General features: G+C 65.3%; 10 protein-coding genes. 5 read left to right on the forward strand and 5 right to left on the reverse strand.

Going from position 1 to position 11,339, the window contains the following annotated elements; translation table 11 throughout:
- Positions 1–2: 2 nt before the first annotated feature.
- Genes AC0NID_RS04095 through AC0NID_RS04110 form a run of 4 tightly spaced genes read left to right on the forward strand, consistent with a single transcriptional unit; the run spans position 3 to position 5,010 of the window.
- Entirely contained in the window at positions 3–1,166 is a 1,164-nt protein-coding gene (locus AC0NID_RS04095) for an acyl-CoA dehydrogenase family protein (protein ID WP_473451061.1), read from the forward strand.
- Positions 1,167–1,169: 3 nt separating this feature from the next.
- A complete protein-coding gene (locus AC0NID_RS04100) occupies positions 1,170–3,248 on the forward strand; it encodes an acetate--CoA ligase family protein (protein WP_473451062.1) in 2,079 nt (692 codons plus the stop codon).
- Positions 3,241–4,023, forward strand: a complete 783-nt coding sequence (locus tag AC0NID_RS04105) for a carnitinyl-CoA dehydratase (RefSeq protein ID WP_473451064.1) — start codon at positions 3,241–3,243, stop codon at positions 4,021–4,023. The genes AC0NID_RS04100 and AC0NID_RS04105 overlap by 8 nt, the downstream gene beginning before the upstream one ends.
- Positions 4,024–4,068: 45 nt before the next feature.
- Entirely contained in the window at positions 4,069–5,010 is a 942-nt protein-coding gene (locus AC0NID_RS04110) for an alpha/beta hydrolase (RefSeq protein ID WP_473451066.1), read from the forward strand.
- 4 nt (positions 5,011–5,014) lie between these two features.
- Here AC0NID_RS04110 and AC0NID_RS04115 read toward each other — a convergent pair whose 3' ends face one another.
- From AC0NID_RS04115 to AC0NID_RS04135, 5 genes are all read right to left on the reverse strand, one after another.
- On the reverse strand, positions 5,015–6,673 hold the full coding sequence (locus tag AC0NID_RS04115; RefSeq protein ID WP_473451068.1) for an FAD-binding dehydrogenase: 1,659 nt from the start codon (positions 6,671–6,673) through the stop codon (positions 5,015–5,017).
- Between the two features lie 140 nt (positions 6,674–6,813).
- Positions 6,814–7,800 (reverse strand): Gfo/Idh/MocA family protein, encoded by a 987-nt coding sequence (locus AC0NID_RS04120; protein WP_473451070.1) that lies wholly within the window; start codon positions 7,798–7,800, stop codon positions 6,814–6,816.
- A 247-nt stretch (positions 7,801–8,047) separates the two neighbouring features.
- Positions 8,048–8,623 carry a YceI family protein gene (locus tag AC0NID_RS04125; protein ID WP_473451072.1) on the reverse strand — a complete coding sequence of 192 codons (576 nt, stop codon included), beginning with the start codon at positions 8,621–8,623 and terminating at the stop codon, positions 8,048–8,050.
- Between the two features lie 73 nt (positions 8,624–8,696).
- A complete protein-coding gene (locus tag AC0NID_RS04130; protein ID WP_473451074.1) occupies positions 8,697–9,275 on the reverse strand; it encodes a cytochrome b in 579 nt (192 codons plus the stop codon).
- A gap of 28 nt (positions 9,276–9,303) precedes the next feature.
- Positions 9,304–10,194 (reverse strand): LysR family transcriptional regulator, encoded by an 891-nt coding sequence (locus AC0NID_RS04135; protein WP_473451076.1) that lies wholly within the window; start codon positions 10,192–10,194, stop codon positions 9,304–9,306.
- A 96-nt stretch (positions 10,195–10,290) separates the two neighbouring features.
- On the opposite strand from AC0NID_RS04135, the gene AC0NID_RS04140 reads away from it, so the two are divergent.
- Positions 10,291–11,286: an aldo/keto reductase gene (locus AC0NID_RS04140; RefSeq protein ID WP_473451078.1), complete on the forward strand. Its 996-nt coding sequence runs from the start codon at positions 10,291–10,293 to the stop codon at positions 11,284–11,286.
- The last annotated feature ends 53 nt before the right edge of the window (positions 11,287–11,339 follow it).

Raw genomic sequence — 11,339 nt, forward strand, 5'->3', positions numbered from 1 at the left:
CCATGGATTTTGGTCTTTCGGAGGAACAGAAACTCATCGTCGAGACGACGCGCGCCTTCGTCGAGAACGAGCTTTACCCACATGAGCGCGAGGTGGAACGCACCGGCGTGCTGCGCCGCGAACTGATCGATGAGCTCCAGGCCAAGGCGATCCAAGCCGGCCTCTACGCCGCCAACATGCCGGCGGAAGTCGGTGGCGCCGGGCTCGATACGGTGACTTGGCTGCTCTATGAGAAGGAGCTTGGCCGCGCCAATTATGCGCTGCACTGGACGTGCGTGGCGCGTCCCTCCAACATCCTTCTGGCCGGCACGCCGGAGCAGCGCGAAAAGTATCTCTATCCCTGCATTCGCGGCGAGAAATGGGACTGCCTTGCGATGACCGAGCCGGGCGCCGGTTCCGACCTGCGCGGCATGAAGGCGACCGCCGTGCAGGATGGCGACGACTGGGTGCTGAACGGCACCAAGCACTTTATCTCCCACGCCGATCTCGCCGACTTCGCCATCGTCTTCATGGCCTCGGGTGAGGAAGAGACCTCGCGTGGAAAACGCAAGAAGATCACCGCCTTCTTCGTCGACAAGGGCACCAAGGGATTTGCGGTGCGCGACGGCTATCGCAACGTCTCGCATCGCGGCTACACCAACGCCATCCTCGAATTCGACGATTGCCGCCTGCCGGCAAGCCAGGTTCTGGGCGAGGTCCACAAGGGCTTCGACGTCGCCAATTCATGGCTTGGCGCGACCCGCCTGCAGGTGGGCGCGACCTGCCTCGGCCGCGCCGAGCGGGCGCTTGGCCACGCGGTCGAATACGCCGCGCAGCGTCAGCAGTTCGGCCAGCAGATCGGCAAGTTCCAGGGCGTGTCCTTCAAGCTCGCCGACATGGCGACCGAACTGAAGGCGGCCGAACTGATGGTGTTGGAAGCCGGCTGGAAGTACGATCAAGGCACCGTCACCGATCAGGACATGGCCATGGCCAAGCTGAAGGCCACCGAAATGCTCGCCTTCGTCGCCGACGAGGCGATCCAAATCCATGGCGGCATGGGGCTGATGGACGATCTGCCGCTGGAGCGCATCTGGCGCGACGCCCGCGTCGAGCGCATCTGGGAAGGCACGTCCGAGATCCAGCGCCACATCATCTCGCGGGCATTGCTGCGAGCGATTGGGGGCTGATCGATGCACAAACTCGAGCGCCTTTTGCGGCCGCGAACGATCGCCGTGTTCGGTGGCGCGCAGGCCGGCGCTGTTGTCGCGCAGTCGATCAAGATGGGCTTTGCCGGCGAGATCTGGCCGGTGCATCCGACCAAGGAGGACGTCGCCGGCCGCAAGGCCTATCGTTCGGTGGCCGACCTGCCCGGCGCCCCCGATGCTGCCTTTGTCGGCGTCAACCGGCATCTGACCATCGAGGTGGTCAAGGCGCTGGCCGAACGCGGCGCCGGCGGCGCCGTCTGCTTTGCCGCCGGCTTCCTCGAAACCGAGGCCTATGACGAGGACGGCGAGCGGTTGCAGGCCGAGCTGGTCGCAGCCGCCGGCCGGATGCCGATCATCGGGCCGAACTGCTACGGCCTGATCAACTACGCGGACGGCGCGCTGCTGTGGCCGGACCAGCATGGCGGCATCAGGCTGGCCGAGGGCGGCCGTGGCGTCGCCATCATCACCCAATCGTCCAACATCGCCATCAACATGACGATGCAGAGGCGCGGCCTGCCGATCGCGTTTCTGATGACCGCCGGCAACCAGGCGCAGACCGGCCTCTCCGAAATGGCTCTTGGCCTGATCGAGGACGACCGCGTCACCGCGCTCGGCCTGCATATCGAAGCGTTCGATTCGGTAGCCGGCTTCGAAAGGCTGGCGGCGCGGGCGCGAGAACTGAAGAAGCCGATCATCGCCATGAAGGTCGGCCGTTCCGAGCAGGCGCGGCAGGCGACCGTGTCGCACACCGCATCGCTGGCCGGCTCCGACGCCGCCTCGGGCGCCTTCCTGAAGCGGCTCGGCATAGCCCGCGTCGATTCGATTCCAGCCTTCATTGAGGCACTCAAGCTGCTGCACGTCACCGGGCCGTTGCCCGGCTACCGGCTGTCGTCGATGAGCTGTTCGGGCGGCGAAGCGTCTGTGATGGCCGACAGCGCGGAGGGCCGCTGGGTGAACTTCCCGGCGCTGACTGACAAGCACCGCGCCCATGTCAAATCGACGCTCGGGCCGCTGGTTGCGGTGGCCAACCCGCTCGACTACCACACCTTCATCTGGAATAACGAGCCGGCGATGACCGCCACCTTCACCGCCATGGTGACGGGCGGCTTCGACCTCAACATGCTGGTGCTCGATTTCCCGCGGCCCGACCGCTGCTCCGACACCGACTGGTGGACGACGCTGCGCGCCTTCGAATCGGCACTGAAGACCAACAGGGCGCGGGGCGCTATCGTGTCGTCTCTGCCGGAGAACCTGCCCGAGGAATACACTGCCGGGCTGATGGGGCGCGGCATGGTGCCGTTGTTCGGCATTTCCGAGGCCATGGACGCAGCCCAGGCGGCGGCCTTCATCGGCTGGGCCTGGCGCGAGCCGCAGGCGCAGCCGATCGACACCTCGGCGTCCGGGGCGCCGGCCGGCGACCACGTCACGCCCGACGAGGCCGAGGCGAAAGCGCGGCTGATCGCGGCCGGACTTCCCGTGCCCAGGGCCGAACGCGCCGGCAATGCGGTCGAGGCGGTGATCTCCTCGATGGCGCTCGGCTTTCCGGTGGCGCTGAAGGCCCTGGGCGTCACCCACAAATCCGAACTCGGCGCGGTGCGCCTCAACCTTAGGGATGCCGAATCCGTCAGCACCGCCGCCCATGATCTCGACCCGCTCGGCACCGGCCTCTATGTCGAGCGCATGGTGCGCGACGGCGTCGCCGAGCTCATCGTCGGCTTCACCCGCGACCCGATGTTCGGCGCGGTGATGACGCTGGGCACCGGCGGCGTGCTGGTAGAGCTGCTGCGCGACAGTGTCACGCTGATGCTGCCGGCGACCCGCGACGACATCGAGGCGGCGTTGCGCGGGCTCAAACTGTTCCCGCTGCTCGAAGGCTATCGCGGCCGGCCGAAGGCCGATGTCGCGGCTGCCATCGATGCGATATCAGGCATTGCGGCATTCGTGCAGAACAATGCCGCCGAGATCGAGGAGCTCGACATCAATCCGCTGATCGTCTGCGCGCAAGGCAAGGGCGCCTGGATCGCCGACGCGCTGCTGGTGCTGGGAGAAAACAGGAATGTCTGACGTTATTTCAACCCGCCGAGAAGGCACGATCCTCGAGGTCACGCTCGACCGGCCCAAGGCCAACGCCATCGACCTGAAGACCTCGCGGTTAATGGGAGAGACGTTCAAGGCGTTCCGCGACGATCCGGGCCTGCGCGTCGCCATCGTCAAGACCGCCGGCGACAAGTTCTTCTGCGCCGGCTGGGACCTGAAGGCCGCGGCCGATGGTGATGCGGTCGACGGCGACTATGGCGTCGGCGGCTTCGGCGGGCTGCAGGAATTGCGCGACCTCAACAAGCCGGTCATTGCCTGCGTCAACGGCATGGCGGTCGGCGGCGGCTTCGAGCTGGCGCTGTCCTGCGACCTCATCTATGCGTCGGACCATTCCTCCTTCGCGCTGCCCGAAATCCGTGCCGGCACCTTGGCCGATGCGGCGACGATCAAACTGCCGAAGCGCATTCCCTATCACGTCGCCATGGACCTCTTGCTCACCGGCCGCTGGATGGATGTGGCGGACGCCCACCGCTGGGGCCTGGTCAACGAAGTGTTGCCCAAGGAGAAGCTCGAGGACCGCGTCTGGGAGATCGCCCGGCTGCTGGCCAGCGGCCCGCCGCTGGTCTTCGCCGCGATCAAGGAAACGGCGAGGGTCGCCGAATCGCTGACCTTCCAGGACGCCATGAACCGGGTGACGCGCCGCCAATTGCCGACGGTTGACGCGCTGTACGGCTCGGAGGACAATCTCGAGGGCTTTCGCGCGTTTGCGGAGAAGCGCAATCCGGTGTGGAAGGGAAAGTGACCCTGCGGAGATGATGGTGGATTCGTTACGGCCCGTTCCGTTCCCATGACCGGCTACAAGAAACTCATCGACGCAGAGACCTGGGCCTTCATCGAGCGGACCAATTCCTACTATCCGCCGGACACGATCGACTACACGATCGATCGGCAGCGCGACATCTACGACCGGCTGTGCCGCGAGTTCTTTGCCGGCTATCCCGAAGACGTCACGGCGGAAACAACCGCCATTGCCACGCCTTCGCACCCGATCCCGATCCGCATCTATCGCACCCCGGCGCCGGAAGCGGCGGCGATGGTGCTTTATCTCCACGGCGGCGGTTTCATCCTCGGCGGGCTCGACAGTCATGACGATCTATGCGCCGAGCTTTGCAGCCGCACCGGCTATGAGGTGGTTTCGGTCGACTACCGGTTGGCGCCGGAACATTTTCATCCGGCTGCCTTCGACGATGCCATCAGCGCCTTCGAATGGGCGGCGACGACTTACAAGCGCCCGATCCTGCTTTGCGGCGACAGCGCCGGCGGCAATCTCGCCGCCGCGGTCAGCCACGCGACGCGCGGCCATGCGCGAAGACCGATCGGCCAGGTGCTGATCTATCCCGCTCTTGGCGGCGACCGCTCGCAAGGATCCTACGTGACCCATGCCGAGGCGCCGATGCTGACGGTGCGCGACCTCGATTTCTACGGCAACATCAGGACCGGCGGCGAGGACCGCACCGGCGACCTCACTCTGGCTCCGCTGGCCGACGCCGACTTTGCCTATCTGCCGCCGACCGTGCTGTTCACCGCCCAATGCGACCCGCTGTCGTCCGACGGCGAGGCCTATCGCGACCGAGTCGTCGCGGCGGGCGGCCACGCCTTCTGGGTCGAAGAGCCGGGGCTGGTGCATGGCTATCTCAGGGCCAGGCATACGGTCGGCCGCGCCCGCTCGAGCTTCACCCGGATCGTCGAGGCGGTGTCGGTTCTGGGGCGGGGCGAATGGATCTGGTGAGGTCCTACCCCACCCCGCGTGACGCAGCGCGGCCGGCGCTGCGGCCGGAAAAAAAGCAGCCGCCGAGAAACGTGCCTTCCAGTGCCGCGTAGCCATGCATGCCGCCGCCGCCGAAACCGGCGGCTTCGCCGACCGCATACAACCCCTCGATCGGCTGGCCCTCGGCGTCCAGCACGCGGCTGTCGAGATCGGTCTGCAAGCCGCCCAGCGTCTTGCGCGTCAATATGTTGAGCCGGACCGCGATCAGCGGACCATTGGCAGGATCGAGTATCTTGTGCGGCTTAGCCATGCGGATCAGCCGGTCACCGAGATAGGCCCGCGCCCCGCGCAAGGCGGTGACCTGCATGTCCTTGGAAAAGGGATTGTCGAGCTGCCGGTCGCGGGCGCGGATTTCGCGCTCTACTTGGGCCAGCTCAAGCAGCGGCTCGCCGCCGGCCAGCGCGTTCATGCGGGCGACCAGCGCCGGCAGCTCCGCCTCGACGATGAAATCCTCGCCCTTCTCCATGAACGCCTTCACCGGACCGGGAACGCCTGACGTGGCGCGGCCGAGCACCTGGCGCCAGCTTTTGCCCGTCAGGTCGGGGTTCTGCTCGGAGCCCGAAAGCGCGAACTCCTTCTGGATGATCTTTTGGGTCAGGATGAACCAGGAATAGTCGAAGCCGGCGCTCATGATATGGCTGAGCGTGCCAAGCGTGTCGAAGCCGGGATAGAGCGGCACCGGCAGGCGCTTGCCACGCGCGTCGAGCCACAGCGACGACGGGCCGGGCAGGATGCGGATGGCATGGTCGGTCCAGAGCGGCGCCCAGTTCCTGATGCCTTCGACATAGTGCCACATGCGGTCGCGATTGATGACGCTGCCTCCGGTCCGTTCGGTGATCGACAGCATGCGGCCGTCGACATGGTCTGGAACGCCGCAGATCATACGCCTGGGGGGCGTGCCCAGGCGCTGCGGCCAGTTCTTGCGGACAAGCTCGGGATTGGCGCCGATGCCGCCGGAGGCAATGATGACCGCCTGCGCCTTCAGCTCGAAATCGCCTGAACTGTCGCGCGAACTCTTGCGGCCGCGCTCGACGTCGCTCGGCACCAAGATGTCGCCGCACACGCCGTCTACGACAGCGCCTGTCCGGGTCAGCTCGTTGACGCGGTGGCGGAATTTGAAGCGGATCAGTCCGTTCTTCTCGGCCTCGCGCACGCGCTGGACGAACGGTTCGAGGACACCGGGCCCGGTGCCCCAGGTGACGTGGAAGCGCGGCACCGAATTGCCGTGGCCGACGGCGTTGCCGCCGCCGCGCTCCGCCCAGCCGACCACGGGAAAGAATTTTAGGCCACGCTGCATGAGCCAGGAGCGCTTCTCGCCGGCGGCGAAGCCGACATAGGCTTCGGCCCAGCGGCGGGGCCAGAGATCCTCGGGGCGGTCGAAGGCGGCGGTGCCCAGCCAGTCCTCGAGCGCCAGATCATGCGAATCGCGGATGCGCATGCGCCGCTGTTCGGGCGAATCGACCAGGAAGATGCCGCCGAGGGACCAGAATGCCTGGCCGCCGAGCGACTGCTCCGGCTCCTGGTCGACGATGATGGTCTTCTTGCCGGCCTCCGCCAGTTCCGCCGCGGCGACGAGGCCGGCAAGGCCGGCGCCGACAATGATCACATCCGCATCGTCAGCCATTTTTCTCCCCCGGCTCTCCTCCCCCGGCTTTGACTAAGCAGGCATTCGTGGGCCGGCCCGCGAATGCCTGCTTGGATTCTTTGGTTTGTCGCAGGTTCTTGTCGCAAAACCGTGGGACACTTTGCGGACCTGCTTGGTTGTCAGACCGTCTCCCAGCCTTCCTTCTCGCCGGCGCGGAAGATGGCGTCGATGACCTTCTGGTTGAGCACCGATTCTTCCAGCGTGAAGACGCGGTCCTTGCCGCCAAGTGCGGCCCGCGCAAAGGCCTCGACCTCCAGCCGGTATTGCTGCATGCCGGGGAAGCGGAACACCTGCGCCTCGCTGTGGTTCTGGTTGTGCAGCTCGATGCGATGATGGTCATAGATCCCGGCATTGAACGGCGAAAGCACCTCGATGAAACCCTTCTCGCCGTGGAACACCATCACCTGCCGCGCCGCCATCTGCGTCGACAGATAGAACGACAGCTCGAAGTCGCCGAAATCGGCGCGGATCGAGGAGTAGATGTCGGTGCCGAATGTCTTGTCGCGCTCGATCGTCGCCTGGACGCGCAGCGGCTCCTTGCCCGTCGAAAAGCGTGTCGACACCGTCGGGTAGACGCCGATATCGGGCAGCGCGCCGCCGCCAAGGTCGAGCTGGTTGCGCATGTTGGCGGGATCGACATTGTAGTAGGAGAACGCACCCTGGACATGGCGCAGCCGGCCGATGGCGCCGTTGGCGATCAGCTCGCGCACCTTGATCCATTGCGGGTGGTAGACGACCATGAAGGCTTCGCAGACCAGCACTTTCTTGGCGTCGCGCAGCTCGATCAGCGGCGGAATGTCCTTGGCGTCCAGCGCGAGAGGCTTTTCGACCAGAACATGCTTGCCAGCTTCGATCGCCTTCGCGGTCCATTCGACATGCTGCGCGGTCGGCAGCGGGATGTAGACGCCGTCGACGTCCCCTGAGGCGAGCAGCTCGCTATAGGACCCGAAGGCATGGGGCGCGCCGAAACGGTCGGCCAGCGCGCGGGCTTTCGACAGGTCGCGGCTGGCGATCGCCGACAGAACGCCGTTTTCCGCCTCGACAATTGCGGGCAAAAGATGCTCGCGGCCGATCTTGGCCGTCGACAAAACACCCCATCGGAACATCAGCCTTCTCCCTTTCAATTGCAGGAATGGAGGTTTGCCTGAATTCAGGAGAAAAGCCAATGCGGGACACCGGTTCCTCGCCCCACGAAGTGGGGAGAGAAGCTATGGGGCGGCGGCGAGGGTTGTGGCACCATCGTTGCTGCAAATTCGAATGGAGTGCCCCATGCAACAGAATGATCTGAGCAAGTCCCTCGTCGCCGCCCCATAGCTTCTCTCCCCCGCTCCCGCGGGGGCGAGGAAGAAGCGCTCAACCCCTTTTACCCCTAAGCGTCATGTCGAAATTGACGACGTTCGAATAGATCGGCGTGCCGACATCCATGCCGTAGCGCGACCGCAGCACCTTGCCGGTGACACGGAATCTGATCGTGCCCCCCTTGAGGCCGCCGAGCTCGGCCGTGAACTTTTCCGGAAAGGTCTTGCCGCGCGCCGTCAGCCGGCCGGTGACGAGGGCCGTGGTCTCGCCGGTGCGTTTGACGCTGGTTGAGCTGAACTGGATTTCCGGGCTGTTGGCGGCGTCGAACACCGCGTCGGAGCGAAGGAAGGCGTCGACGCGGCTTTGGCCGGTGCCGACGCTTTCGGGAAAGATGGTCAGATTGACCCGGGAGCGCCCTATATCGCTGTTGTCGATGCGGATCGAGCCCTTGAAGCGGCCGAAGGCGCCGTCGAGCCCGCCGCCGCCGGCCTTGCCGATGGAGAAACGGATGCTGGAACCGGTCGGGCTGATCGTGTAGCTGCCGGCGGCGTCGCCGAGAGCGACCGCCGCGAAAACAGGCATGGCAAAGCAAGCGGCGATCGCCGCAAATCCGAAGATGCGCGCATACATTGAGGTATTATTCCTTTTTAGAGACAACGCATTTTTTTGCGTGCTCGCCCCATCAACGAATAAGCCGCCCGTTCTATTCCGCGTTCTGATCTGACGAAGGCGTGATCATGCGCGTCAGCACCGCATCCTTCAGCCAGAAATGATGACGCAGCGCAGCTAGCGTATGCAAGGCGGCAAGCCCGATGCCGGCATAGGCGAGATACCAGTGCGCTGCCGCCCAGAAGCTTTCCGCCGCGTCCGATTCAGCCAGCGGCAGGTCCGGCATCACGAACAGGTTAAAGGGCACGCTCGGGATCTCCAACATCGAGACCGAGACCAGCGCCCAGCCGGACAGCGGCAGAGCGAGCTGGAACGCATAAAGCGCAAAATGGACAAGCGGCGCCATGCGGCGCTCCAGAGGTTCGACCGAACGCGGCAGCGCCGGCACTGCATTGCCGAGACGCCAGGCGATGCGCAGGATCACCAGGCCGAGCAGCAGAAAGCCCAGGGACTTGTGCAGTTGGATCAGTTCGAAGGCTGTCCGCTGACTGGACACCCGCATCATGACGAAGCCGAGCACGAACTGGCCGATGAAGAGTCCGGCGATCAGCCAGTGAAGGACGATCGCCGCCCAGCCGTAGCGGGTCGTGCTGTTTTTGATCCATGCCGGCATGGTCGGTGAACGGCTACGAGCCCGGTTTTCATCCGGTCACCTTGAAGAAATCGACAAAGGCCCGGAGCGCCGGCCGCATCTGGCGGCGGCTCGGATAGTAGACGAAGAAACCCTCGAAGGTCGGGCACCAGTCCTCCAGCACGCGAATGAGCTTGCCGGCGGCCAGCGCCTCGCGAACATAATCCTCGAACAGGAAGGCGAGTCCGGCGCCGTCGACCGCCGCATTGGCGATCAGATCGTCCTCGTCGAGGATCAGCGGCCCTTGCACCGCGAGTTCGACCTCCTCGCCGTCCTTCTCGAATTCCCAGCGGTAGAGAATGCCGCTGGAGAAACGGAAACGCAGGCAGCGGTGATCGACGAGATCGTGCGGATGGCGCGGTCTGGGCATGGTCGCGAAATAGGTTGGAGCGCCGACGACGGCGCCGCGAAGGTCCGGCCCGATGCGCACAGCGATCATGTCGCGCTGCAGGCTCTCGCCGAGCCGGACGCCGGCGTCGAAGCCGCCTTCGACCACATCGGTGAAGCGATCTTCGATGACGATCTCCAGCACGATGTCGGGATAGGCCGATGCAAAGGCGCCGAGCCGCGGCGTCAGCGCCAGATGGGCCGCGGTGCGCGGCACAGTGAGCCTGAGATTGCCGGCCGGCCGGTCGCGCGCCTCGACCGCCGATTCCAGCGCCAGGTTGATCTCCGACAGCGCCGGCCGGAGCCGTTCCAGCAGTTGCGCGCCCTCCTCGGTCGGGGCGACGCTGCGCGTGCTGCGCGCCAGAAGCCGCACGCCAAGACGCGCTTCCAGGCTGGAGACCGCGTGGCTGACCGCCGAGGGCGCGATGGCGAGTTCCCTGGCCGCGCCGCGAAAGCTGCCGCACTGGGCAACCGTCGCCAGCACTGCGAGTTGGGAAAGCTGCGCACGATTCATTGATCTATCTTTTAGAACAGCCCGTGCGAATGAGAGCCGATTATCGAACGCGGTGCAAGACGCTATTTCCGCCGCATGACAACAAGGAGACGCGTGATGCAAACCCGCAAACTTGGAAATGAACTTGACGTCTATCCGGTCGGCCTCGGCTGCATGGGGATGAGCTTCGTCTATGGCGGTCAGGCGGAGGCCGACGCGATCGCCACGCTGCGCCGCGCCGTCGAGATCGGCGTCAATTTCTTCGACACCGCCGAGGTCTATGGTCCCTACGAGAACGAGATCCTGCTCGGCAAGGCGCTGAAGCCGGTGCGCGAACATGTGACGATCGCGACGAAATTCGGCTTCAAAATTCTTGAAGAAGGCAGCGGCGTCGAGCGCATGGCCGGCGTCGACAGCCGTCCCGAACACGTGAAGGCGGTCGCCGAGGCATCGTTGAAGCGGCTGGGCGTCGAGGTGATCGACCTCTACTACCAGCATCGCGTCGATCCCAACGTGCCGATCGAGGACACGGTCGGCGCCATGGCCGAACTGGTGCGCGAGGGCAAGGTGCGTGCGCTGGGTCTCTCGGAAGCGAGTGCCGCGACCATCCGCCGGGCACATGCCGTACATCCGATAGCGGCCGTGCAGAGCGAATATTCGCTGTGGAGCCGCGACCCGGAGGAAGAGGTATTTGCGGTCTGCCGCGAACTCGGCATCGGCTTCGTCCCCTACAGTCCGCTCGGCCGTGGCCTGCTGACCGGCACGATCGACAAGCCTGAAGCTCTCGGCGCCGACGACTGGCGCCACACCCTGCCGCGCTTCCAGGCCGACGCCATGGCGGCCAATGCAGCTGTTGTCGCCACGCTGGAGACAAGGGCGGCGCAGAAGGGTGTCACGGCGGCGCAGCTGGCGCTCGCCTGGGTACTGCATCAGGGTGACTTCATCGTGCCGATCCCCGGCGCACGAAAAATCCGCCATCTGGAGCAGAATACGGCCGCAGCACAGATCGCGCTGAGCGAGGCGGAGGTGGCGGCCATCGGCGACGCGCTGTCGCCGGAGAAGGTCGTCGGAAAGCGCTATACCGAAGCGGCGCTGGCACTGGTAAATGGGTGAACGGCGCGGACGGGATGGATCAAAAAGGGGGGCTTCGGCGCCCCTTTTTCAAG

It is taken from the genome of Mesorhizobium sp. WSM4821 (assembly GCF_055901555.1).